Source organism: Pseudomonas sp. AK181 (genome assembly GCF_051122975.1).
Lineage (GTDB): Bacteria > Pseudomonadota > Gammaproteobacteria > Pseudomonadales > Pseudomonadaceae > Aquipseudomonas > Aquipseudomonas lactis.
In genome coordinates this window covers 3,432,557-3,457,496 of the sequence record NZ_CP146348.1, presented here as the reverse complement: position 1 = coordinate 3,457,496, position 24,940 = coordinate 3,432,557, and the positions used below count along the sequence as shown (strand labels likewise).

Below are 24,940 nucleotides of genomic sequence, written 5' to 3'. Positions count from 1 at the left end.
GCATTGAATGATTGCATTCTTCAAGGGGATGGGCACCGTGCTGGGCAGGATTTGGGTGTGGAGCCTGTTGCTGGTGCTGTCCTGTGCGGCAATGGTGTGGTTTTTGGGGCCGCTGCTGGCGGTGGATGACCACCGTATCTGGGCCGGGGCGACTGCGCGGCTGGTCACCATTAGCAGTGTGTTCTTGCTATGGGGACTGGCGATGGCGTTTGCGGGGCCCGGTTTTGCCGCCTGGCGCCAAAGGCCGGAACGCGAGGCGCGCCAGCAGCCGATGACGGGGGTGGAGGACGAACGCCTGCACCTGCGCAGTCGGTTCAAGAAAGCCGTGCACCTGCTCAAGACGTCCCGCCATTATGGAGAGCGTAACGCACGTTGGCGTCATGAGTTGCCCTGGTACCTGTTGATCGGTGAACCGGGCAGTGGCAAGACGCAGTTGCTGGCGGCAGCGGGCTTACCGCTGGCGCTGGATCACGCGCAAGCGCGGCCGATCGGTAGCAGTGCCCATTGTGACTGGTATTTCGGCGACGAAGGCGTCCTGATCGACACCCCGGGGCGCTACCTTACCCAGCCCGACCGTTCAGTGGACGCCGCAGGCTGGGCCACCTTGCTGCAACTGCTCAGGCGGCGTCGCCGAGTGCGCCCGCTCAGCGGTGTGGTGGTGACGTTGTCGGCTGATACGCTGGCGAGCGCCACTGAATACGACCTGGATCAGCATGCCCGCCGTGTCCATTCGCGCTTGCAGGAGATCCAACAGACATTGCATGTGGATGTGCCGATTTACCTGGTGTTGACCCACGCCGACCAGTTGCCGGGATTCGCTGAATACTTCGACTCACCCCTTGGAGAAAGTGCCGACAGCGTGCTTGGGCAGCACCTGGATACCTGCGCCGAGGGCACTGACACGACACAGGTTCGTCAGGCGGTCGAGCGATTATTGCAACGCTTGAACAGTGAGCTGATTGGGCGATTGCATCAGGAGCGCAATGTCGAGCGGCGTGGACAGATGCTCGAGTTTCCCCAACAAGCAGCACGAATGGGGGAGCAGGTCAGTCTGTTCGTTGACATGGCGTTTTGCGCTCATCGCTACCAACCCATCAACGGTTTGCGAGGGTTCTTCTTGACCTGCGCCGATGGCAGGCACCCGCGCTTTGTGCAGGGCCTGTTCAGCCAAGTGATCTTCGCCGAGGCTGACCTGGCGGGCTTGCAAGCCCACGAACAGCAACGTTTGCGTTGGCGCCAGGGCGCGCAGGCGCTGGCTGCGGCGCTGGTTATTGGCGGTGTCGGCGGGCTATGGGGGCACAGTTACTCCGTCAATCACCAACGCTTGGCGCAATTGTCGGCGCTGACCTCACACCCGCCGCTCGCCCTTGCGGCCAACGATGAAAGCACGGCGCTGTTGGCGCTGTTGGACGCGCGACTGGCGGCAACCCAGGTTTTTCCAGGGCCGGCAGATGTACGCCTGGTGGAGCGCACCGGGCTGTATCAGGGCGAACTGAGCCGTCCCAGCGTCGATCAAGCCTATGAACAGGCGCTGCTACAGCCATTGTTGACTTGGATAACCCACCAGTTGGAAGAGCAGATAGACGCCAGCCTGGGGGACCGGGAACGACTGCTCGACGACCTGCGTGCCTACCTGATGCTCAATCTGCGCGAGCGCCGTGACACGACCTGGCTGGCAGAACATATCGCAAGCCTTTGGTCGGTACGCTTTGCCGGGGATATGCCGACACAGAGGCGCCTTAATACGCACCTGGCGCGGCTGCTGGAGCAACCGTTTGTGGTGCCGCTCAACGAAGAGCGGGTGGCGCAGGCCCGTGAAGCGCTGAGGGGCGAATCGTTGGCCGATGGGGTCTACCGGGTATTGCGCGAACAAGCGCGCAGCCTGGAGCCGTTGCGGCTGGCCGAGGGTAAGGTGTTCGCCGCTATCGACCCGCCTGTGCCGGGGTTCTATACCAAACGCTATGTGCAGTACTTCGATGCGCAGGGCCCGCGCTTGGTAAACGCCATCACCCAGGACAACTGGGTGCTCGGGCAGGGCTCCGACCTGGGGCCTCAGGACTTGCGGCGCCTGATGGCTGAACTGCAGCAGCGCTATTTCAGCGAGTATGCCGATGCCTGGAGCGATGCGCTTGGGCGAGTCAGGCTGCAAGAGACCGACAGCCTGCGCCAGGATGCCGAGCAACTGATGAACTTGACGTCGGCACAATCGCCCTTGATTCGTCTGTTGCAACAGGTGCGTGAAAACACGCGTCTGTTGCCAGTCCCTGGGCTGCTGGACAAAGTGGCCCAGCAGTCGGCAGACCTGGGCGAGATGGCCAAGTCGCGGTTGACGGCAGGGCAGACGGCTATTGTCGAGGCGCCGCGGCGCGCCTTGCAGCGCCGCTTTGAGCCTTTGCATCAATTGCTGGATGAGCAGCACAACCCCGGCGTAGAGCTGACTCAGGCGTTGCGCCTGCTGGATGAAGTACACCTGCAACTGACGGCATTGAACCGTGACAGCGCACCCGAGCAGGCGGCCTTCCTGCGTGCCAGGCAGCGCATGGAGGGCCAGCAGGATGCATTGGGCAATCTGCGTGACGCCGCCGCGCGCCTGCCGCTGCCCGTTGCCGGCTGGCTCGAAGGTGTGGCCGATGACAGTTGGCGGCATCTGCTGGAGCAGGCCTATGTGCACGTCAACCAACGTTATCAGAGCGAGGTGCATAGCCTCTACGCCAAGGCCATTGGCCGACGTTACCCATTCAATGCGCACGCCAGTAGTGAGGTCGCCCTTCACGATTTTCAGGAGTTCTTCAAGCCACGCGGGGTGATGGCGCGCTTTTATGAGGGCTACCTGCGGCCGTTTATCAGCGTCGACGGCAGCCGCTACCGACTGCGTGGGCTGGATGGCCAGAGTTTGCCGGTTTCGCGTGCGCTGCTGGAGCAATTGATGAAAACTCAGGTCATCCGCCGCGGCTTTTTTACCGAAGACGCGGGGGAGTTATCTGTGCGATTCACCTTGGCGCCCTACAGCCTGGACCCATCGGTCAGCCGTGCGATCCTGCGGTTTGGCGACCAGCAATTGGAGTATCGCCACGGTCCGATCGTACCCATGGCGTTCCATTGGCCCACCGATGCGGACAATGGGCGCAGCAGCCTCGTTCTGGAGAGAGGCACGGAGCAGCGACCCTTGGGTATCGAAAAGAACACCGGGGCGTGGTCGTTGTTCCGGTTTCTGGATCTGCTGCAGAAAGAGCCCGCCAGTGGCCGAAATATACAGATCCTCAAGGCAGACCTCGCCGGCCTGCGTGCCAATTACCGGCTCACCAGCCAGCGTACGCCTGGCCCGTTTGACATGGACTCATGGCGTACCTTTCGCCTGCCGGAGCAGCTGTGAACCCGCTGGAGGCCCCGTGGCGCAGCGCCGGGCGCACGCAGCGAGGCCAGGCGCGGTTGCGCAATGAGGATGCGTTCCTGGACAACCCGCGCGCGGGTTGCTGGGCGGTAGCCGACGGCATGGGCGGGTATCGGCACGGGGATGTCGCCAGCCAGTGGGTGGTCAGCCAGTTGGCGTCAGTGTCGGCGGACGGCAACCTTGACCAACGTATCCAGGCGGTTCGCCACAGGTTGCAGGACGTCAACCAAGGGGTGAGGCGCGCGTGGACAGAGCCTGGCGCAAGCGGTGACGTGACGATGGGCAGCACCGTGGTTGCCCTGTTGCTGGAGAAGGGCCGCGCGGCCTGTCTATGGGCGGGAGACAGCCGTTGCTATTTATGGCGCGACCAGAGCCTTTATCAGTTGTCCAAGGACCACTCGCTGCTGCAGCGCCTTATGGACGAGCGTCAGTTGAGTGTGGCGCAAGCCCAGGCCTACCCGGGTGCCAGGGCCTTGACCCGGGCCGTTGGCGCGCGTTCGCGTTTGCACCTTGAAGTACTGGAACTGCGCACCCGCCCAGGGGACGTGTTTTTATTGTGCAGTGATGGCTTGTATCAGGCCCTCAGCCACGTTGACCTGGGGCGGGCCTTGAGCATGGGCACGCCTCAGCGGGCAGTGGAACGGTTATTTGCAGGGGCGTTGCGCAGGCCGGTACGTGATGACCTGACCGCGGTCGTGGTGCAGCCTTGAACTCGACAGCTTCATCTTCCCGTTTATTGGCTGGGCGTTATCACCTTGAACGTGTCTTGGGCAGCGGTGGTATGGGCAGGGTGTATCGCGCGCGCGACCTGTTGCACGAGCAGTTGGGCGAACCCTGTTCCAAGTTAGCGATCAAGCTACTCGACGAACCCATTTCCCAGTGCCCTGACGCGCATGTGTTGTTGTACCGCGAGTTTGCCTTGGCCCGCAGCCTTCGGCATGAGCGCGTGGTAAGGGTGTTTTCGTTTGAGGTCGATACACACAGCCACGTCGCGTTTTTCACCATGGAGTTGCTACAAGGGATGACGCTGGACCGCCTGCTGCTGGAGTGCCCCCAGGGCTTGCCCTGGCGGGAGTTGCGCCCCATCGCCTTGCAGCTGCTGGATGCGCTGGTTTACACCCACCAGCAAGATGTTCTGCACGGTGACGTCAAACCCGCCAATGTCATGGTGGGCGAGGAGGGCGTGCGCTTGTTCGATTTTGGCCTGGGTCATGCTCAAGCAGAGGCTGCGGTAGGGTTGCCGAGTGTCAGCCGCAGTCGTTTCAATGCCTGGACACCTGCCTACGCCGCCCCGGAACTGTTGGCCGGCGGTGCGCTGACCGCTGCCGCCGACCTGTACGGCGTGGCCTGCATCCTGTACGAACTGGCCCACGGCAGGCGCGTTGGCAAGCGCGCCTCTACAGACCGGCTGCCCCGGCCCGCGCAGTTGCCCAGGCATTGCTGGGCAGCGTTACAGGCCGCGTTGGCAATAGACCCGCAGCACCGAAGCATAACGGTCGCCGAGTTGCGTCACGTCATGGGGCGCAACCGAGCACGCTGGTGCTTGTAGGGTAAAGGTCAAACGGTCAAGCCGTGCAACTGGCAGTACTCCGTCCAGTTCATGCCTGCCATCTGTGCGACTTCTTTATGCACTTCGCGCCGCTGGGCCTCGAAGGCTTCGGTCGAATCGGCCGTGAGCTTGAGGGTCAATTCCCAGGCGAACAGTTTTTGCTGTTCAGCATGTACTTCGAAAGCCTCATGCAGGCGTTCGGCGCGATACTGCGCCAGGGTTTCGCCCCTGGCCTGGGCTACCAGCGGGTTAAGGCTGTCCAGTTCGGCAGCGACCCGGGGTTGTTCGCGCAGGAATCTGTCCAGGGCGAGCTGGTGAGTATCGTTGGGTGCCGACATAGGTAGACACCTTAATGAGAAGGGTGGGAGCTGCTATCGGACGTGCGTGCGTTGAGGTGATGGCGAGCACGCTTGCGCGACCTGCGCCGCATCCAGTTCTGCAACGGCGCGAGCAAGAAAAACATCAGGTAGGCGACCAGCACCAGGGCCAGGTCTACCCAGGTTTCAGCCACAGGCCCGGTAAACAATTCAATGACGTTCTTGATCACAAACAGCAACACCACGCTGCACAACCACAGCAGGATGGTGACAAATAGAGGACGCATGTTACTTGAGCGCTTGTCTTGCATAGTGAGGTTCTCTCCTTTGGCCTGTTGTCGTTCCAGGCAAGATTCCCTGAGTGCGTACCCATTATCAGACAGGTTGTAACATCGTATAACACGCACAAAACGTGCGGATGATACCGACTCAGACAGCCTTAGGGGATGATTCAAGTCAGAAAGTTCGATAAATCTGTAAGGATTTAGTCTAGCAACCCGGCATTCACTGGCAAAAAAGCCGGTCAGGGACGGGCATAAAGGCTTTCGCTTCGGCTATCAGGGCGTGTAGCGTTAGCGGGTGTTTCCGGCCCTGATCTTCAGCGGCAGTCGGTGACAGGCAGAGGACGGCCCATGGCGCACACCCTGTTCAAACTTTTCCTGACCCAGCGCCTGGCAGTCCTGGCCAGTACGGAGTCGTTGCGTGCGATTCGTGAGGGGCTGCTGTGGATCCTGCCGTGCCTGCTAGTGTCGGCAGGTTTCTTGATTCTGTCCGAATGCGCCCAGGCGCTGGGTTTCGATCCGCAGGTGGTGAGTTTCCTGGCGGGGTTGCATAAACAGATCAGTTCGGTGATCCCACTGCTGGTCGCAGCTTCCATCGGTTATATGTTGGCGATTCAACACCGTCTGCCACAGCTGCCGGTGGCCTTTCTGTGCCTGGCCCATGTGGTGGTCGCCACCTTCGTGCTGCGTGAGTACCCGCGTGCTTCGGCCACGTTCTTATTGTTTATTGCCATTGCTTCGCCCTTGATCAATGTGCCGGCCATTGCCTGGCTGCATCGCTTTCGTTGGACGCGCCTGGTCAACCAAGACCTGGTCGGCCATAACCTCAAGGGCACCATCAACATGGTGGTGCCCGGCGCACTCACAGCCTTGGCATTGGTGGCGGTGTTGTCGTTGCTGCTGTTGATCCCCCATGTGGCGCAAATTCAGGGGCCGCAGGTGCTTGATGCGTTGCAGGCGCCTTACGGCAGCGGGTTGTTTGTCACCCTGATGAATTCGCTGCTGTGGTTCTTCGGCATTCACGGCGTGTATGCCATGCAGCCGTTATTCGATGCCTTGGACCAGGCGGTGGCGCTCAATGGCGCAGCGTTGGCGGCGGGGGAGCCGGTGCTGTACCTGCTTAACAACGGCTTGCTGGGCAGTTTTGCCTTTATCGGTGGTTCGGGCGCAACCTTATGCCTGTTGTTGGCGATCCTGCTGTTTTCCAAGAGCCAGTCCATGCGCTTGCTGGCGGTGGCCAGTTTGCCGTTGTCGTTATTCAATGTGAGCGAGGTGTTGTTGTTCGGTTTGCCGATCATTCTCAACCCGCGCCTGTTCATACCGTTTCTACTGGTACCGGCGTTCAACGCGATGGTGGCGTTGATGGTGGTGCAATTAGGTTGGGTGTCGCCAGCGGTGGCCAGCGTGCCGTTTACCGCCCCGGTGCTGCTCAATGCCTACCTCAGCACCCATGGCGACGTGGCAGCGGTGGTGTTGCAGGTCTTTCTGCTGGCGGCCGGTACGCTGGTGTATGCGCCCTACGTCAGGGCGATACATCGCCAGTCCAGCGATGGCGGTACGGTGTACCTTAAATCTTTGGACATGACGTTTCGCGGCCTCGAAGAGAAAGGCCGCCTGCTGGAGTTCGACCCGGTGCTGGCCACTCACCAGACCTTGGCCCGCCAGGCCGCTGAGTTGAACCGCATCCAGCAGATCAGTGATTACGAGTTCTACCTTGAGTTTCAACCCCAGGTCTCCACCCGTACCGGTTTGTGCACCGGCTGCGAGGCGCTGATGCGCGCCCGGGACAGCCAGGGCACGGTGCATTCGCCCTGGGAGTTCCTGCAATGGCTGGCGCACGCCAGGCTGATGCCGGACGTGGACGTGTGGGTGGCGTCCCAGGCCGTGCGCCAGTATCAGAAATGGCAGAAGGTGGGTTTTGAACTGCCGATGACCATCAATATTTCCAGCACCACGCTCAAGGACGCCGCCTATGGCGACCGCCTGGTAGAAATTCTGGCCCAGGCCCGAGGTCGGGTGTCGGTGGAAATTACCGAAGACGCGTTGGTCAGTGATATCCCGGCCACTCGCCAGACCATCCAGAAGCTGCAGGCCCTGGGGGCCAAGGTCTATCTGGATGATTTTGGCACTGGGTTTTCTGCGCTGAGTTACTTGCACCAGTTTCCTGTGGATTTCATCAAGATTGACCGCAGTTTTGTGGTGGCCCAGCGTGACCCTAAAGGCGCCCAGGTGCTGACCGGTATGTTGCGCTTCTGCGAGGCCTTGGATCTGGGGGTTGTGGTGGAGGGGGTTGAGACGGCTGAGCAGTTGGCGTTCTTGAGTCATGGGCCTGAGTTGTTTATTCAGGGCTGGTATTTCAGTAAGGCACTGCCTGGGGATCAGTTGCCACGCTTTGTGCGGGAGCGCAGGGCGTTGGTGTGATGGCGACGCTTATCTAACTGATACCTCGCGGTCCAACTGTGGGAGCTGGCCTGCCAGCCGACGCCTATCTACCTGACACCCCGCAGTCCAACTGTGGGAGCTGGCTTGCCTGCGATGACGCCCTGACAGGCGACACAGTTGGATTGTGTACATATCCATTGCTGCGGTAACGGCCACTTAGGGTTCCGCTCTGACAGCGGCTCACTTTTGAAAAGAGCCCAAAAGTAAGCAAAAGGCTCTTGCCCCACCACTCGGCACCTCGCCTAGGCTCGGTGTGCCCTCACTCCGGCTTGAATCCGTGGGCCGCCGTCATGGGCCATCCTTGGCCCAGGACGGCTAACCCGGCGTCCTGCCGGGTTACCCACGAATTCAAGCCTGCGTTCGGCCAGCGTGGTTTAACGGGGCGCCTGAGATCAAGATCAAAAGCAGATCAAGAGCAAGAGCTACTCGCTTCGCATCGTGGTTAGCGTCGGTTGTTACTAGGTTGTGTTTATACCTGTGGTTTGGTGGCGCCAACCCCCTATCTCCAAGCCTTTGAAAGAATTTTCCTACAGGTGTTGACCTTGCCACTACGGGAACCTTTAGGCTTTTTTCCGAGTACGCCCAACCACAAAAACAAGATTCAGGGGTTATCAATGGATACTGCTGCCCTGCAACAACGCTCGGATTCCGATTCCTTCACCACCGCCTCGCGGCTGATGACGAATGCCTTGGAACCTGGCGCCAATTACACCCAGGTCACCCGCGCGCTGGAAGCGCTGCTCGCACAGGCTCGGCAAGGCCTGGCGGGAGACGCCGACGCCTACGCGCACTATCAGTCAGCCCTGCTGCAATTGCACATTCCCGGTGACCCACGCACCGAACCGACCCGGCGCTGGATGGCCAGCGAGGTTTACCGCGTCGAAGATGAGTTCGCCGCCGACGTGCCGGGCTTCTCCGCGTTGCCGGTGGAGGAGTTCCGTCAGCAGGTAGACGCTGAAATCGCTGCGCGCAGCCGGGTCAATCACCCGATGTCGGTGCATCTGTTCCAAGGGACGCCGCCGGTGCAGGATGTGCGCTTCTTCCTGGAGCATCACTGGACCCGTTCCTACAACTTCTACAGCTTGCTGGCCGAGTTGGCCTTTCGCTTCGAAGCCATCGAAGACGCCTCGGTGTTTTACCGCAACCTGTACGGTGAAGCAGGGGCTGAGACACCGGAGCGTTCGCACCCGGCGATGCTCGCTCATCTGATGGAGTATTTCGATATTCCGCTGGCCATCGACTTCCCCGCGCTGCATCCGTTGGAAAAGGCCTACCTGAATAATCGCATTCGCTGTGTGCGCCACACGGATGTCGCCTGGGGCCTTGCGCTGCTCTATGCGGTGGAGTCTGTCAGTTGCGTCAACCATCGGCGCATCTACGAGCTGTTGCAGCGCCTCGACGTTCCAGAGCAGCCCAGTGAATTCCACCGCTTGCATGGCACCCAGGATGAGATCGACACCGAGGAAATGTGGGCACTGATTGCCAAATTCGCCAGCGAGGAGGGCTTTCAGCGCACGTTCATGCGTGCACTCAAGCGCCACTTCGAAATCAACAAGGCCTACTTCGACAGCCTGTGGCAACAGATGCAGGCCCAACGCCTGTCTGCCTGAACGACCTGCGATCCCAGAACAAAAATAATGGAGCACATGATGAGCCCACGTAATTTTTCCCTGCCGCAATTGCAGAATATTCACACGGCCGAAGCCCGTCTGTTGGCGGAAGCCTTGAAGCCGGACGCGACGTTCAATCGCATCGAAATTGCCGCCAATATGCTGCGCGCCCTGTGCGAGAGCGGCCAACGAGGTGACGCCGCCAATGCAGCGCAGTGCCAGCAATTGCTGTACATCCTGTCGCTGAGCGATGACGTGGCCACCGCCTCCACCCGGCGCTGGCTGGCCAATGCCGTCTATAGCGTGCAAGAGCGTTTCATGCCGTCAGCCGACCTGGCATCGCCCTTGTCCGAGGCCGGTTTCCAGCAGCGCCTGGAAGAGCAGATTGCCGCGCAGTCGCGGGAAAACCATCCGATGTCGCAGTATGTGTTTGAAGGCAAAGCCTCTCGCGAGCAACTGCAGGTGTTTTTGCGCCACCAATGGTTCCGCACGTACCGCCTGTACCGGGACGCCGCCGATCTGCTGGTCAACCTGACTGACGTGGACGAGGCGGCTGCCCTGGCGCGTTATCTCTACGGCGAGTTGGGCGAAGAGGATGAGCAGCGTTCCCACCCGAAGCTGTTGGCCAAGCTGCTTGCCGCCGTGGGCCTGAATGCCGATTTCGAGGCGCTCTCGACGATGCCCGAGGAAATCGCCTACCTCAACAACCGCGCCCGCTGTTTCCGCAACCCCGATGTTGGCTGGGGCCTGGCGGTGTTCTACATCACCGAACTGGTGGTGCCGGGCAACCACGGCAAGCTGTACAACGCCCTGCGCAATGCGGGCTTGAGCCAGGACGACGCGGAGTATTACGAAGTGCATATCAGCCTGGTGCCGCCACGGGCCAAGCGTGAATGGGCACTGATCTCACGGCGTATTCCGGACCTCGGGTTCCAGAACGCGTTCCTGACGTCTTTGGCCGAGCACTTCCGGCTGGAGCGGGCTTACTACGACGCAGTCTGGGAACAAGTGCAACGCGTGAAGTAGCCCTCCTTAGGACAACGCGAGTAACTCGACATGCCAAGTCATATCACTGAATCCCGTATCCACGGGGGCGCTTACTCGTCCCCGGAATTTGCCGCGATCTTCTCTGATGCCAATCAGGTGCAGAAGTGGCTTGATGTTGAAACGGCGCTGGCGACGACCCAGGCGCAGATGGGCATCATCCCCCACGAGGCCGCCCGGGAAATTGCCCGGGTGGCCAGTGTGGAACTGCTGGACCTCGACGCGTTGGGGCGCGAGAGCCTGGAAACCGGGCACATCCTGGTGCCGACCCTGCGCGCCTTGCAGGGGTTATGTGCCGATGGGCTGGGTGAGTACGTGCATTACGGCGTGACCACCCAGGACATCCTCGACACCGGGCTGATCCTGCAAATTCGCGATGCCTGGGGCCTGGTGGTGCAGCGTTTGCGCGGGATCCGTGGGCATTTGCTCACGCTCGCCTTGCGCCACAAGCACACGCCGATGGTCGCCAGGACTCATGGGCAGCAGGCATTGCCCACCACGTTTGGCTACAAGGTGGCGGTGTGGGTCGATGAGATCGATCGGCACCTTGAACGCTTTGACGAAGCCTATGCGCGGGTGATGGTCGGCAACTTGACCGGCGCCGTGGGCACCCTGGCCGGGCTGGGCCCGCAGGGTTTGGAGGTGCAGCGCCGCACCCTGGAAAGCCTCGGCCTGGCGGCGCCATTGAGCAGTTGGCACAGCGCCCGCGACCGCATCCTGGAGGCGGCGTGGTTGCTGGTGCAGGCGTCGGCAACGTTGGGCCGTGTCGCCAATGAGATCTACCACCTGCAGCGCACCGAGATCGACGAAGTGCGCGAAGGCCGGCGGGCAGGGCAGGTGGGGAGCAGCACCATGCCCCACAAGCAAAACCCGTCGACGGTGGACCTGATCAGTGCGCTGTCGCGGCTGGTGCGTGCGCAGATGGTTGCGCTGACCGACGCCGCGTTCCAGTTGCACGAGCGTGACGGCACCACCTGGCGCATCGAATGGGCGGCCTTGCCGGAGCTGTTCATTTACGCCGGCGCCTTGCTTGCCCGTATGGAAGGCTTGCTGCTGGCTGGGCTGGAGGTGCGTGAAGCGCGCATGCGCAGCAACCTGGACATGCTGGGCGGGCTGATCCTGTCGGAGCGCGTGATGCTCGCGCTGGCGCCTCGGTGTGGCAAGCAGACGGCCCACCACTTGGTGCACGACATCGCCTTGCAAGCCCAAGACGCAGGCGTCTGCTTTCGCGACGCGCTGCTTGGCGACTCGCGGCTGCAGGGTTGTTTCAGCGCGCAAACGCTCGATGAGCTGCTTGACCCGACGACCTACACGGGGCTGGCGGCCGAGATGGTCGATTTGGTGGCAACTAAAGCACTGCCTCGCGCTTGCGGCCATGGCTTTGTAGCGACGCAGGCAACCCCAGGCAATACCAGTCAGTCCCAGTACGCGATGGAGGGTATGTGATGGATGCGCAAACATTGGAAATGACCGCCCGTGCATCTTGCACCGCACGGTCGGACCGCCCGGGCTTTGATCATGACGGTGAGCAATGCCGCCACGAACACAGCCACATTCTCGATTCGAAAACCCACGGTTCAGGCTATGCCGGCCCGCAGAGCCGCAAGATCTTCTGCAGTCATTGTCGCCTGCAACGCTGGCTGGACGTGGAAGCGGCGCTGGCCATGGCCCAGGCCGACGTCAACATCATCCCGCGCGAGGCGGCCCTAGAGATCGAAAAAGCCGCGTTGCTGTCGGGCATCAATGTGCGCCAACTGGCCGAGGGCGTGGCGGCCACTGGGCATTCGCTGATGCCATTGCTCAGCGCCCTGCAAAAAAACTGCAGCCCCAGTGCCCGTGAATACGTGCATTACGGCGCTACCACCCAAGACATCCAGGACACCGCTCAGTCCCTGGAAATGCGCGATGTGCTTGATGCCATGGACCAGGCCCTGGAGACGTTGCTGGGCAAGTTGTCGACTCTGGCCGATGCGCACCGTGCCTCGCTGATGGTCGCCAGGACTCACTCGATTCCCGCGTTGCCAACCACCTTCGGGTTGAAGGTCGCCGGCTGGATCGATGAGCTGTTGCGCCACCGTCAGCGCCTGGCCGAGGCGCGCCAGCGGGTGCTGGTGGTGCAGTTGTTCGGCGGGGTCGGCACCATGGCGGCGTTCGGCCCGGACGCCATGCCGATGCTGGAGCGTTTTGCCCAGCGCCTGTCGCTGCAAGTGCCTCTGACGGGCTGGCATGTGTCCCGTGACCGCGTTGCGGAGTTTGTCAGCACCCTGGCCATGGTCACCGCCTCGTTGGCTCGCGTAGCCGATGAAATCCGTACGCTCAATCGCTGGGAAATCGCTGAAGTGGAGGTGGGCTGGAGCGACCAGCAGATCGGCAGCAGCACCATGCCGCACAAACGCAACCCCGAAGGTTGCGAGCAGGTGGTGGTATTGGCGCGGCTGGCCAAGGCCCAGGTCATGCTCGCGCTGGACGCGATGATTCTTGAGCATGAGCGCGATTACCGCGGCACGCGGTTGGAGTGGTGCGCGGTCGCGGACGTTTCCCACTATGCGCTGATGGCGCTCTCGATTCTGACCGAGACCATCGACGGGCTCACCGTGAATGTGCAGAAGATGGAAGGCACCGCCCAGGCCTATGGCGATGCCATCTGCACCGAAGCGGTGGTGTTCGAAATGGCGCGCAAGCTGGGCAAGAGCAGCGCCTACCAGATCATCTTCGAAGTGTCCCAGGCCAGCCAGCGCAACCACGTGTCGATCCGCGAGGCAATCGAGGCCGATGCGCGGGTGCTTGCGGTCATGAATGACGGCGCCCTGGCCCGGCTGTTCGAACCCCGGACGCACCTGGGCATGTCCGAACGCATCGTTGACAACGTGCTGGCCAAGCTCGCCGGCCACTGATCATTGATCTCTGAACAGACTTGTAAATTCATCAAGGAGCGACAGATGTCCAACGTTATGGAAGTTGATAAAGCCAAGGTCCAGCAATTTTCGGCGCGCATCATGGAGGATTACGGCAACACGCTGCGCGGTGCCATGCTCTACATCGGCGACCAGCTCGGCTTGTTCAAGGCATTGGCCGACGGCCAGGCGGTGACGCTGGAAGAGTTGGCGCACAAGACCGGCTACAACGCGCGTTACTTGCGCGAATGGCTGGGCAGCATGGCCACCGGCAATTACGTGAGCTACGACGCGCAAACTCGCCGCTACCAGATGCCGGCTGAATTTGTGCCAGTGCTGGCCGATGAAGACTCGCCGTATTTCGCCGGCGGCATCATCCAGCTGAGCGTGCCGTTCGTGAGCATGGCGCCCAAGGTCATCGAGGCCTTCCGCCACGGCGGGGGGTGCGCTGAAGAGGCGTTCCCGCTGGAAACCTGGAAAGGCATGGAGCGCATGACCATGCCCTGGTACAAACACTACCTGGTCCAGCACTGGATCCCGTCCCTGGACGGCGTCGAAGAGAAGCTCAAGACCGGCGGCAGTGTGCTGGATTTTGGCTGCGGCGCGGGCCTGGCGGCGATCACCATGGCCAAGGCCTACCCCGAGGCGCGCATTGTCGGCTGCGACTTCCACCTGCCTTCCATCGAGTTGGCGCGGGCCAACGCCGAGGCGGCTGGTGTGGGTGACCGGGTGCAATTCGAGGTGAACGACTCCGATGCCTTGCGCGGCCAGCAATTCGACTTCGTGACCACCTTTGTGGTGATCCACGATGCCACCGACCCTCAGCAGATGCTCAAGGATTTACGCGCAGCAACGGCCGAGGACGGCACTTACCTGATGGTGGAGCTCAACCTGTCCGAAGAGCTGCACGAGAACATGAACCTGTTCGGGCGCGTCATGTATCCGCAGAGCACCCTCTATTGCATGACCTGCTCACTGTCCCATGGTGGGGCGGGGCTGGGGGCGTTCATGGGCGAGAAGCGTGCCCGCCAGATGGCGCAAGCGGCCGGGTTTAGCCGCTTCCGCAAAGTGCCCTCGGAGTGGCCGCCAATGCCGGCGCTGTTCGAACTCAAGCCTTGATATGAGCCATCCGGGCATTGCGTTGCGCAGTAAGGCAATTTAATGGCCCCTTTGTAACAAAATCCTCGCCAAAATCACTTTTATTTTCAGGTGGTTAGGTGAGGATGCAAATGCGCTCTGTGGGAATGATGCTGATTGCCTGCTCCCTGGCCGGCGGCGCGACTGTCGCGCAGGCCAGGGAATTGCGCGAAGGTGACAAGTACATGTGCAGTTGGGGCGCCGGCACGGCCGCCAGGGCCCAGGAACTCAAGTTATCCGGTGTGTCGCTGTACGCAGCCCGGCAGAAGATCCAGACCCTCAAGTTCAGCAAATCGTGGATGCGCATGATGGCCATGGGCATCACCGAACAGACCTATGACAGCCGCTCACGGCTCAAGCCCGAGGCGATTCGTCAAAGCTTTTACCAGGATTGCCTGCGCTACAAGGTGGCGCGCAAGTAATTTGTAGCCGGCCCACAGGGAGTGAGCTTGGATCAACTTCTGTCTGAAAAATCACTCTATCCAGTAGTTTTGTCATTGGACAGTTTGACTTCATGGCTCTTAGCTATAAGCCTCCAGCAGGAGGCTTATCAGTGGTGGTCCTGTCGAGAACATTGAAGTGTTTCGGTTGATTCGCCAAGCTGTCTGCAGGCATTTTAGTTAGACCAAGAACTCAATAGCGGATTATTGCAGCTTACGCACTCGTAGGTTGTCAACACAAAATCCGGATGTGCTTGAGGTGGAAAAATAGATTGATGCATCTAGGTCTTGGGTGGGGAAACCGCTGGGTAGTGTAAATACTTGAGCAACGGTGATCCAGTTTTTACCATGGGAAACAAATACTCCCTTAGCATCGCTTCCGAATGTGAAAACTGCCAATGGTTGGTAGGGATCATATTCAAACTTGAAATCGAAACGGATTTCATAAGTTGTGTTTTCTTGGATGTCCTTGAATCTTTTTATCAGTCCTGGCCTATTGTTCTGGTTGGCTAGTTTTTCTGCATACCAAAAATTATTGTTTGCTATATTTCGAATGACTCCGTTACCGTTAATTAAGTTTCTCCACCCGTTCCAACCCATCTCGAAGTTAGTGTGGTCATCCAGTTCCGGTAATTTTTTTATGGTGTAAGAACGTATACCGAACAGCACGGCGGTGTTCTTGTCAGAGCGTTCCGCCAGGCTGACCCAGAACTTGATTGTCAAATCCGCACCGTCCTCCAGCAGCTTGATCTTATCCACGGGGGTGGGCGGGTTGATACCCTTCAACACGCCGTCCTCCGTGACCTCGTTGGCGGTATAGGTGTCTTCAAGCACAACGCCTTTGCTTTCGTACGTCATCCACATCAATTGCTCGGCATGGATGAAGCTCCACACTGGGATGTAGGTCCGCGCGGTGGGGCTCAGTTGTGAAAAGTCCAGAATTGGCCCGCTGATACCTTCGATAGTCGGCGTCGGCAATCCGGTCAGCGGCAGCAGCCGCAGGGGCACGATCACGGACTCGTACGGTAACGTGCCGCGATGGAAGTGATATTGCACATTGATGGTGTTGCCGCCCTCACGGATCCCGCGGGCGATGGTGCGAGCATCGATCCACACGCTGACTTCATGAGTACTTGGGTCGCCCGCGACATTATCTGCGAAGCTACCGTGATGATCGGCAGTGATCCAGTCCACGGTAATAAAGTCACTGGCCAACATCGGCCGGAATTTCACGATTACCCGTGTGCCGCTTATTGCCGCCAACGGGTTGAGTTCATCGGGAGAGGTGGAGGCGCCCTCGATGATCGGCCGGTCCAACTCCACACCTTTGCCCACGGTGAGCATCAGTACTTCTGAACGCAGCACGACTTTCGGCGGGCCAGTGCGCTCCAGACTGTAGGAAATGCGCAGGCTACCGTTAAGGTTTTTATCAAGAATGTCGCGGCTGACCGGATAGGGCAACTCTTTGCCGGCGGTTGCGTTATTGATCTCGATAGTGCCATCGGCCGAACCGTCAAGACTCGAGCCAATGCACGACCAGTGAAGCGTGTCGCCGTTTTGTGTTCCCAAGTAGGTAAAGGTCACCAGCACATCTTTGCCAGGCACGTCAGCCGGGTCCACGTTGTTACCCATAGCGCCTTGCAAGCGTGGCGCCGGCATGTCGGCGGTGCGCTCACCGACTTGCGCCCCGAGTATCGCCGATGAACGAACCGCCAACGCGCCGCCTCCCAGGATATGGGCGGCGCCGTCATTGGTGGTGTAATGAATCTGGATTGGACCCCGCCCGTTGAATTGCTCTAACTCAGCGGCCTTGACCGTGTAGGTGCCACCTTGCGAACCTGCAAATTGTTCTGTACGAAAGATAGTTGGGCTCCCCCCTCCCGGCGGTACATGGGTGATGTACAACGTTTCCAGCCAGCCGGGGTTATGCGGCTCGTAAGCCGGGATGGTGACCGTGATGTCCTCGCCTACGGGAATCAAACCCAACTCGATAGGGCTGACGCTGGGCACAGGCATTGAAACCTTGGTGCCAACCACGGTAATCGTGATGCTACCGGACTCGCGCGGTAGCGGCGCATCGGTTTCCCAGATAAATGATGCCCGAATTGAGCCCCCCACCAGCGGCTCAATGAGCTTGTTATCAATAGGAATATAGGTAAACCCTCGGTTCAAATCAGGCACAGGTCCCAACAGGATAGTCTCGCTGGTGCCGTCGTCTCGCGTGCAAAGCAAGGAAACGGTGATCTCATACTCGGGTTTAGGCGCTGGAAACTGCCGTTCTGTCAGAGCGATGAGTTCGAAGGTCGAGCCGCTCTGGGTGTCGAAGTCGATCTGTTGCGTGATGGGATCAAGCTCTTTGTCATCCACGAGAAAAATCGGCGCGTCCAACAGGTTGGGGTCTAGTTCGGCTTTGAGGAAATAGGGTTTGGAGTACTGATATTTTTCGCCGGAGAAATTCTCCACCACATCCCGCACACGAAAACGCAGGGTCAATATGCCCCGTTGCCCGCCCTGCGCGATGATCGATTTATCCACAAACACGCGGATCGGCCCCGCTCCGTCCGCTTCATCGGGAGTCACGGTATGCTCAACAAAAATGCCATCCCAGGACAATTCGATCACATCGTTCTTGCGGATGTGTTCGTACGGGTAAATCAGGCAATCGAGGCCTGGCCCGACATCTTTCCACTGCAGGGTAGCGCCTTCTGGTAACCCTTCGACTTCCATCTCCAGCCCGGTATGCCATGGGCTTCCCGGGTCGGTATCGGTGCCACCCGGCCGGGTGGTCTTGATCAGAATAATCTGCGGGGGGGATGTGCTTTCGTTGCCGCTGCCTGCCCGCCGTACTCGACCATAGGTCACCACCTCACCCTCGGGCATACGCTCCTCGGGAATGGCCAGGTTCTGGCGAACCAGGGTGGTATCCTCAACGACATCGTCAGCGGCCGCGTAAACCAAATCGTCAAAGTAGATGGCGAAGTAGTCATTGGAACTAAAAGTGGCCCACTTCTCAAAGGAATAGAGCGCGTAAGGGCGCACATGCCGGATGCCCAAGCCATAGACCGCAACCTCACCGGGCACATGCCGAAGAGGTATATGCGGATAGGCCGAGTAAGGATGGTCCAGGTCCTCCACGCGTTGTGGGCCGGCGGCAATGGATTCTCTCTGGCGAGGCAGGCAGGCGACCGGGGACGAAGCGTCGTCAGTGAGAGACCGGTCGCTAGCACTGCCTGGATCAAGAGGATAGTCAGACATAAAGAACACTCCTGGTAGGAGGACACGTACGCGCAGTGGTGCGTGTCAACCAGGAAATCAAATCGCTACGAGACATGGGCGTCTAGCTGTGAGAATTGACAGTGGCGACGAGCGGTAACGCGCTGATAGTTTGAAGGTCGTCCATGACACGAACAGCGGGCATGATGAATCCCGTTGATATCGAAGGTGGTGAGCGTAGGGTCAATCGCAGTTCTCCAAAGAGCTGTTTACAAATCCACGACAAACCCTATGTAAGTATTTGCATACAATTGCGCACTTCTTCATGGAGGCCGATATGCAAGTGCTGATTCGAACGGCGACACCCGATGATGTCGACACACTGTGCACGATTCGCACCGCGGTGGTGCAAAACCACCTGAGCCTGGAACAGATGGCTGGCCTGGGGATTACCCCCCAGGTATTGAGCGATACGTTGCGCGCAGGCCCTTGTGGCTGGATCGCGGAAGTGGACGGCCAGGCGGCGGGGTTTTCCATGGTCGATCTGGATGAAGGCGAAGTATTCGCGATGTTCGTGTTGCCCACGCACGAGAAGCTTGGCCTGGGCCGTCAACTGATGGCAGTGGCCGAGGCGGCCCTGTTTGCGCGCCACGACACGCTGTACCTGGTGACTGATGGGCGTGATGAAATCCGCGCCAATGGGTTCTATCAGCGCCTGGGCTGGTCCGTCGTGGGGCCTGTCGATGGTGATGACGTTCGCTATGAAAAGAGCAGGGCGCCATAATCCTATGAATGCCCCAGAGCCTCCATCGCCCAACAGCTTGCGCTACTTCGCGGTGGGGGTGCTGGTTGTCGCCGTGTTACTGGGGTTCTATTTTGTTCAGCTCAACGCCAAGGTCGACCGCCAACGTGCAGAGGCGGCTGAACGCCTGACGCTGTGTCGTCACTTGGAGGCCGTGGTGGGTGCCACCGCTTCCAGTCGTGAGGCCCTTGAAGAAACGTGCAAGCAGTTAAGTGAACAGTTACTTGAAAGTGCTGCACCGGACTAATAACCCTTTTTATAGGTAGGGTTATACGCGCTACTTGCACCAAAAAGTAGCACGGCTATTGCCTTCTACCTTAAAAAACATGTGGTTATTGAATGACTTACAACGCTTTCAATCCGACGAAAGGATTAAATTAATCTTGTTACAGGTTTTTACAGTCGTTACTATAGCCGGGCGTTCACCTCCCACGGTTTATGCATTTTTAAATCCCAAGTTTCCATCAGCTACTTGGGATTTTTTTTGCCCGCGATTTAATCTCGGCCCCCCGTTCATGGCCGGTTACGCCCGACAAAATGAGGGCTGGCTAACACTTTTGCATTAATTGTCCGGTGGCCTGCAAAACCTTATCTATGCTGCTTGCATCACCTTAATAGGGTAGAACCCAGGGACGGGGGGCTGAGCATGATTTCCATCACCGAATTCAACCGCATCATGGCCTCAGGCTTCCTGCCGCTTGCGTGTGAGTGCTGCGTTAACAGCGACGGCTCATTGCGCATCAGCGTGTTCGAGCCCACGTCCGGTCGTGTCGACTTGCTGCTGACCCGCGTATCGCCCGAGGGCCTGGACAGCATCCGTGCCATCGCCAACCTGATTGGTGAGTTGCGTACCGAGATAAAGGCCGGGCGCCGTGGGTTTGCTGCGGTGGGTTCTGTGCAGGGCGTCAGAGGCGCCGCAGGAAGGATTTGACGATGTGGCGCGTGGCGTCTGTGGTGTCCAGCTCATCCAGGGCGCTGTAGGCATACCACTGGCAATCGACAATCTCGTTGCACGGCCGTGCCTCGTCGATATTGACTACCGAGGCCTCAAACACGTGGTGGACGGTGTCGCGGGCCTTGAGCTCCTGCAGGTACAGCAAGCCGTCCACGTTTAACCCGGTTTCTTCTTCCAGCTCGCGTTCCGCCGCGCCGACTGGGCGCTCGTCTGCTTCCACTTTCCCGCCGGGCAATGCCCATTTTGATCTGGCCTTGCGCACGAAGAGGATATGCCCCTCATGTTCGCAAATGACGGTTGCCCTAGTTTTCATCGAATGTGCCCCCGCGCCGGATGAATGTCATAAAAGTGTAATGCAATTGTCATGCTAAGTGGTTATGGCGCGCCAGGGTCGGTATGTGGATACTGCCCGATTGACGAATTTGAACGAGGGCATTTAATGCAGACCATACGCTGGGGCATGATCGGCTGTGGCAGTGTCACTGAGTTAAAGAGTGGACCGGCTTTCTATAAAGCGTCAGGTTCGGCATTGGTCGCCGTGATGGGGCGGCGTGCCGAGGCGGTGCGCGATTATGCGGCGCGCCATGGCATTGCCCGCTGCTATACCGACGCCCAGGCCTTGATCGATGACCCCGAGGTGGAGGCGGTCTACATCGCCACCCCGCCCGACAGTCACCTTGAGTACGCCCTGAGGGTGGCCGCGGCGGGCAAGCATTGTTGCGTCGAAAAGCCGATGTCGCTCAATGCTGAACAGAGCGCGTTAATGCAGCGCACCTTTGAGCGCGCCGGGCTGCACCTGTTTGTTTCTTACTACCGGCGTTCATTGCCGCGTTTTGAGCAAGTGCGCACCTGGCTGCAGGAAGGCCGTATCGGTGAGCTGCGCCACCTGACCTGGACCTTGTGCAAGCCAGCTGCCGCAACAGACACCGACGCCGCCAATTGGCGCACCGATCCGGCCATTGCCGGTGGCGGTTACTTTGCCGACCTGGCCAGCCATGGGTTTGACCTGTTCCAGTACCTGGCTGGCGATATCGTTGAGGTCTCAGGCTTTTCGGCGCGACAGGCGGGACGCTACGCGGCAGAAGACGCAGTGACAGCCTGTTGGACATTCGCCAGCGGTGCGCTGGGCATGGGCTGCTGGAACTTTGTGGCAGACCGCCGCGAAGACCGGGTCGAACTGATCGGCAGTCGCGGCCGTATTCAATTTTCGGTGTTCGACGACCAGCCGCTGCGGCTTGAAGGCGAGACCACCGAAGTGTTGGAAGTGCCGTGTCACACCCATATTCAATGGCACCATGTGCTGAACATGAACGCGCATATTCGTGGCGAGGCCGAGCATCCCTCGCTGGCCATCGAGGCGCTGAAGACCGATATCATCCTGGATAAGGTGTTACACCGTTACTCCCAGCATCCCTAGTCGTGGCGATAGCGTAAGGCTTCACTCTTTTAAAGGAATACCGGGATGAAATACTGGATGGTGTTGTGGCTGCTGATCGCCACCGCGGCAACGGCGGCGCCACGCAGCCAAGGGCAGTCGGGCGAGTTTGATTTCTATGTGCTGTCGCTATCGTGGTCACCCACGTTTTGCCTGACGCACCCAGGCAACGAGCAATGTTCGGGCAAGGGCTACGGCTTTGTGCTGCACGGTTTGTGGCCGCAATACGCGCGGGGAGGGTGGCCGGCGTCCTGCACGCCGCAAACGCACTTGAGCGACGCAGAAATGGACAAGGGCGCGGTGTTGTTTCCCACTCGTGCATTGCTCAAACATGAGTGGGCCAAGCATGGCACCTGCAGTGGGCTGCAGCCGTTGGAGTACCTGGAGAAGACCGATGTGGCGCTTGGCGCGGTGGTGATCCCGCAGCAGTTGCAACCGTTCAACACGCCGCCGTCATTGCAGGCCAAAGAGATCGAAGCGCTGTTTCGCGAGAGCAACCCACGCATGGGCAACCACGGGATGGCGGTGATCTGCAAGGGTCAGGTGCTGTCGGAAGTGCGGGTGTGCCTGACCAAGGATCTGGCGTTTGCGGGTTGCCCGCGCAGTGTGAAAAGCCAGTGCCGTGGGGGCGATATTCGTATTCCCACGCAGCGCTGAGCCGCGCAGGCGCCTAGAACTCGCCGGAATACTTCACCGCAGCTGCAGCGCGTGAGGGAACATTCAGGTTGCGCAACAATGACGACACATGGATACGCACGGTAAACGGCGAGATATTCAGGGCCTTGGCAATTTCCTTGTTGGTCTTGCCCTGGGCAATCAGGCGTAGCACTTCCTGCTGACGTGGGGTGAGGGTGTGCGTGTCGAGGGGCAGCAGGCCTGAAGGGGCGAACTTGACCAGCACTTCGCCCTCGCGGATCGCCAGCAGGGCCTGGCCGATCTCATCCGGGGCGATGTTCTTGCCGATAAAACCGTCGGCGCCCAGGGCCATGACCTGTTCGATCAGCGCGGGGTCGTCGACCATCGACACCAGGACCAAGGTGGTGCGTTTCAGTTGCTGGCGCAGTTCGGCCAGTTGGCTGATGCAGGTCAGGCCGGGAAAACGCAGATCGAGGATCAAGGTATCGACCTCGCCCGCTTCGCACAGCAGTGCATTCACCGTGGCCAGGTCGCCGGCCTCCTGCACCACCGCGCCCGGTAGCAGGCGCTGCACGGTGCGCGTCATGCCTTCGCGAAACATGGGGTGGTCGTCGGCGATGATGATTCGGCCGGTCATTGTGTGCTCCTTCCTGGGGCAAGGTTGTATCCAGGCATGCTAATTTACCACCGGGCCTGTAGGAGCGAGCTTGCTCGCGAAGAACTCACAGGCGCTGCGTTCATTCAGGCAACACGCGTTATCGTTAACGGCTTTCGCGAGCAAGCTCGCTCCTACAGATGATAGGTCAGGGATATGACGATGAGTCTTGAGACCAACTCTGAACTCGATCAGGCTAACCTGCGCATTGTGGTGGCCACCATCGCCATTGTGTATATAAGCCTACTGGGTTTCCTACCTGGGCAATCGCTGGACACCTACCTGCCGGTGATCCTCTATATCTTTGTGTTCCTGCTGGCGTCCATCGTGCTTCGCCAGGTGATCGCACGCTGGCCCGGGCATTATCCGGCGCGGCGGATCTTCGGCATGATCCACGACTACACCGGTACGTCGTTCGGCCTGGTGGTGGGGGGGGAAGCGGCGCTGCCGCTGTATGCGGTGATGGTCTGGGTGAACCTGGGCAATGGCATGCGCTACGGTTCGCGCTACCTGGCGATAGCCACGGCGCTGGCGTTGCTGGCGTTGTTGATCGTGTACCAGCTTACGCCGCTGTGGCAGGCGCAGCCGTTCATGGTACTGATGCTGATGATCACCAGCACGGTGATCCCGGTGTATGCGCATATTCTGCTGGAGCGCACGCGCAAGGCCTCCGAGCAAGCCATCGCCGCAAACCTGGAAAAGTCGCGCTTCCTCGCCCAGGCCAGCCATGACCTGCGCCAGCCGATCCACTCCATCGGCCTGTTCACCGCCTGCCTGCGCGAAGCCCGCTTGGGAGATGACGAACAGCGCCTGGTGGACAATATCGACCGTTCGCTGCTTAACGTGTCGCAATTGTTCCGTTCGATTCTCGACCTTTACACCCTCGACAACGGACGCCTGTTGCCCAAATACCAAGTGCTCCACCTGGGCGACTTCCTGGCCGACCTGGTGCGCCAGAACGCCGAGGCGGCGCGCTGGGCGGGGGTGGAGTTGCGCTTGCGCCCCTGCGCCCATTGGGTGTTGGTCGATCCGGGCATGCTGGCGACCATGGTGCAGAACCTGCTCTCCAATTGCTTCAAATACGGCGCGCAGCGACCGGTGCTGATCGGCGTGCGTGTGCGCGATAACGGCTTGGTAGTCGAGGTACACGACCAGGGGCGGGGGATTGCCAGGGAGCATCTTTCAAAAGTCTTCGAAGAGTTTTATCGCGTGCGTCAACTGCGTGACAAGGACGTTGAAGGCGTGGGCCTGGGGCTGTCCATCGTCAAGCGCCTGGGGCAATTGATGGGGTTGCAGGTGAGCCTGCGCTCGCGCGTTGGCCATGGCACTTCTGTCAGCTTGCATGGCTTGGCCCTGGCGGCCGCGCCGCGCCAACCGGCGTTGCGCGACGATGCACGCCAAGCCGGCCTGCTCACCGGCCTTAAGGTGTGCCTGGTGGAAGATGACTACAACGTGCTGCTCGCCACCCAGGCCCTGCTGGAGCGCTGGGGGTGCCAAGTGCAGGCCGAGTCCACGGGACAGGGTTTGGTCAGCGACTGTGACATCATCGTCGCCGACTATGACCTGGGCAACCATGCCACCGGCATCGAATGCATCGACCAGCTACGCGAGCAACGTGGCTGGGCGGTGCCAGCGCTGATCCTCACCGGGCACGACGTGGAGAAAATCCAGGCGGCGTTGCACGACCGTCAGATTGCTATCCTGTCCAAACCGGTACGCCCTGCGGAACTGCGCGGCACCTTGCGTGAGCTCAGCCAGGAAAAAATTACTGCATGAACGGCGTCATTGCGTTGCCACGCGCGCCTTTTGGCTGGCAGTAGGCGGCAGGCTTCATCAGGCCAAAACTGGCGACCGCAAATAGGCCGCCGCTGGCCCCGCTGGGTACGGAGCAGTTGTATTCGCCGGACGCGGTGTTGGCTACATAGTAGGTGCTCATGGAATCGCTGCGCACATTGGAGATACGCTTCACGGGCTCGCCCAGATTGGTTTCCGACAGTTTTTTGAGATGGTCTTCGGTGGGCTTGATATTGCTGCAACCGGCGACGCCGATGATCAAGGCGCCCAGCAGGGCAAGGCGAGTGACAGGGGAGAGGAGTTTCATGGTGCTTCTTCCTTGGGGTTGTTTTGGTTTTTCCAGCG

General features: G+C 59.9%; 22 protein-coding genes. 16 read left to right on the top strand and 6 right to left on the bottom strand.

Annotated features, from left to right (window positions below; all coding sequences use genetic code 11):
- The first annotated feature begins 7 nt into the window (after positions 1–7).
- From tssM to V8689_RS15765, 3 genes are read left to right on the top strand one after another with little or no spacing between them, the layout of a single operon-like run.
- Positions 8–3,373 (top strand): type VI secretion system membrane subunit TssM, encoded by a 3,366-nt coding sequence (gene tssM, locus V8689_RS15775; RefSeq protein ID WP_056788182.1) that lies wholly within the window; start codon positions 8–10, stop codon positions 3,371–3,373.
- Positions 3,370–4,101 carry a PP2C family protein-serine/threonine phosphatase gene (locus V8689_RS15770; RefSeq protein WP_081089272.1) on the top strand — a complete coding sequence of 244 codons (732 nt, stop codon included), beginning with the start codon at positions 3,370–3,372 and terminating at the stop codon, positions 4,099–4,101. Before tssM ends, V8689_RS15770 begins: the two co-directional genes overlap by 4 nt.
- Positions 4,098–4,940: a serine/threonine-protein kinase gene (locus V8689_RS15765; RefSeq protein WP_434520569.1), complete on the top strand. Its 843-nt coding sequence runs from the start codon at positions 4,098–4,100 to the stop codon at positions 4,938–4,940. The genes V8689_RS15770 and V8689_RS15765 overlap by 4 nt, the downstream gene beginning before the upstream one ends.
- Before the next feature lie 8 nt (positions 4,941–4,948).
- Here V8689_RS15765 and V8689_RS15760 read toward each other — a convergent pair whose 3' ends face one another.
- Positions 4,949–5,278 (bottom strand): DUF6388 family protein, encoded by a 330-nt coding sequence (locus V8689_RS15760; RefSeq protein WP_434520568.1) that lies wholly within the window; start codon positions 5,276–5,278, stop codon positions 4,949–4,951.
- A gap of 11 nt (positions 5,279–5,289) precedes the next feature.
- Positions 5,290–5,544 (bottom strand): hypothetical protein, encoded by a 255-nt coding sequence (locus V8689_RS15755; protein ID WP_223816885.1) that lies wholly within the window; start codon positions 5,542–5,544, stop codon positions 5,290–5,292.
- A 345-nt stretch (positions 5,545–5,889) separates the two neighbouring features.
- On the opposite strand from V8689_RS15755, the gene V8689_RS15750 reads away from it, so the two are divergent.
- The 7 genes from V8689_RS15750 (at position 5,890) to V8689_RS15720 (ending at position 15,087) form a co-directional block, all read left to right on the top strand.
- A complete protein-coding gene (locus tag V8689_RS15750; protein ID WP_056788191.1) occupies positions 5,890–7,959 on the top strand; it encodes an EAL domain-containing protein in 2,070 nt (689 codons plus the stop codon).
- A 635-nt stretch (positions 7,960–8,594) separates the two neighbouring features.
- Positions 8,595–9,590, top strand: a complete 996-nt coding sequence (locus V8689_RS15745; protein ID WP_056788194.1) for an HOASN domain-containing protein — start codon at positions 8,595–8,597, stop codon at positions 9,588–9,590.
- A gap of 39 nt (positions 9,591–9,629) precedes the next feature.
- Positions 9,630–10,616 carry an HOASN domain-containing protein gene (locus tag V8689_RS15740; protein WP_032896929.1) on the top strand — a complete coding sequence of 329 codons (987 nt, stop codon included), beginning with the start codon at positions 9,630–9,632 and terminating at the stop codon, positions 10,614–10,616.
- A 30-nt stretch (positions 10,617–10,646) separates the two neighbouring features.
- Positions 10,647–12,080: an adenylosuccinate lyase gene (purB, locus tag V8689_RS15735; RefSeq protein ID WP_056788197.1), complete on the top strand. Its 1,434-nt coding sequence runs from the start codon at positions 10,647–10,649 to the stop codon at positions 12,078–12,080.
- A complete protein-coding gene (locus V8689_RS15730) occupies positions 12,080–13,528 on the top strand; it encodes a class-II fumarase/aspartase family protein (protein WP_056788199.1) in 1,449 nt (482 codons plus the stop codon). Before purB ends, V8689_RS15730 begins: the two co-directional genes overlap by 1 nt.
- A 45-nt stretch (positions 13,529–13,573) precedes the next feature.
- The gene (locus V8689_RS15725) at positions 13,574–14,647 is read left to right on the top strand and encodes a class I SAM-dependent methyltransferase (RefSeq protein WP_056788202.1); all 1,074 of its coding nucleotides are present in this window, start codon (positions 13,574–13,576) and stop codon (positions 14,645–14,647) included.
- A 110-nt stretch (positions 14,648–14,757) separates the two neighbouring features.
- Complete coding sequence (locus tag V8689_RS15720) at positions 14,758–15,087, top strand: hypothetical protein (RefSeq protein ID WP_003191756.1); 330 nt, start codon at positions 14,758–14,760, stop codon at positions 15,085–15,087.
- A 222-nt stretch (positions 15,088–15,309) separates the two neighbouring features.
- Here V8689_RS15720 and V8689_RS15715 read toward each other — a convergent pair whose 3' ends face one another.
- Positions 15,310–18,360, bottom strand: a complete 3,051-nt coding sequence (locus tag V8689_RS15715; protein WP_434520567.1) for a hypothetical protein — start codon at positions 18,358–18,360, stop codon at positions 15,310–15,312.
- 295 nt (positions 18,361–18,655) lie between these two features.
- Between V8689_RS15715 and V8689_RS15710 the strand changes: the two genes are divergently transcribed.
- From V8689_RS15710 to V8689_RS15700, 3 genes are all read left to right on the top strand, one after another.
- The gene (locus tag V8689_RS15710) at positions 18,656–19,102 is read left to right on the top strand and encodes a GNAT family N-acetyltransferase (protein ID WP_056787344.1); all 447 of its coding nucleotides are present in this window, start codon (positions 18,656–18,658) and stop codon (positions 19,100–19,102) included.
- A gap of 4 nt (positions 19,103–19,106) precedes the next feature.
- Positions 19,107–19,367 (top strand): hypothetical protein, encoded by a 261-nt coding sequence (locus tag V8689_RS15705; protein WP_056787347.1) that lies wholly within the window; start codon positions 19,107–19,109, stop codon positions 19,365–19,367.
- A gap of 399 nt (positions 19,368–19,766) precedes the next feature.
- A complete protein-coding gene (locus tag V8689_RS15700; protein WP_056787349.1) occupies positions 19,767–20,051 on the top strand; it encodes a DUF1652 domain-containing protein in 285 nt (94 codons plus the stop codon).
- Here the strand turns inward: V8689_RS15700 and V8689_RS15695 are convergent.
- Positions 20,026–20,388 (bottom strand): NUDIX hydrolase, encoded by a 363-nt coding sequence (locus V8689_RS15695; RefSeq protein WP_056787351.1) that lies wholly within the window; start codon positions 20,386–20,388, stop codon positions 20,026–20,028. The genes V8689_RS15700 and V8689_RS15695 overlap by 26 nt on opposite strands.
- A 126-nt stretch (positions 20,389–20,514) precedes the next feature.
- Here V8689_RS15695 and V8689_RS15690 point away from each other — a divergent pair, with 126 nt between their 5' ends.
- Together V8689_RS15690 and V8689_RS15685 are read left to right on the top strand one after the other, a co-directional pair.
- Positions 20,515–21,492, top strand: coding sequence for a Gfo/Idh/MocA family protein (locus V8689_RS15690; RefSeq protein WP_060765694.1), 978 nt, complete (start codon positions 20,515–20,517; stop codon positions 21,490–21,492).
- A gap of 45 nt (positions 21,493–21,537) precedes the next feature.
- Positions 21,538–22,167, top strand: coding sequence for a ribonuclease T2 family protein (locus tag V8689_RS15685; RefSeq protein WP_056787356.1), 630 nt, complete (start codon positions 21,538–21,540; stop codon positions 22,165–22,167).
- A gap of 13 nt (positions 22,168–22,180) precedes the next feature.
- Here the strand turns inward: V8689_RS15685 and V8689_RS15680 are convergent, their stop codons facing one another.
- Positions 22,181–22,783, bottom strand: coding sequence for a LuxR C-terminal-related transcriptional regulator (locus V8689_RS15680; RefSeq protein WP_056787359.1), 603 nt, complete (start codon positions 22,781–22,783; stop codon positions 22,181–22,183).
- A 180-nt stretch (positions 22,784–22,963) separates the two neighbouring features.
- On the opposite strand from V8689_RS15680, the gene V8689_RS15675 reads away from it, so the two are divergent.
- Positions 22,964–24,577, top strand: a complete 1,614-nt coding sequence (locus V8689_RS15675; RefSeq protein ID WP_056787360.1) for an ATP-binding response regulator — start codon at positions 22,964–22,966, stop codon at positions 24,575–24,577.
- On the opposite strand, the gene V8689_RS15670 is transcribed toward V8689_RS15675, so the two are convergent.
- Entirely contained in the window at positions 24,567–24,902 is a 336-nt protein-coding gene (locus tag V8689_RS15670) for a hypothetical protein (protein ID WP_032896950.1), read from the bottom strand. The genes V8689_RS15675 and V8689_RS15670 overlap by 11 nt on opposite strands.
- Positions 24,903–24,940: the final 38 nt, after the last annotated feature.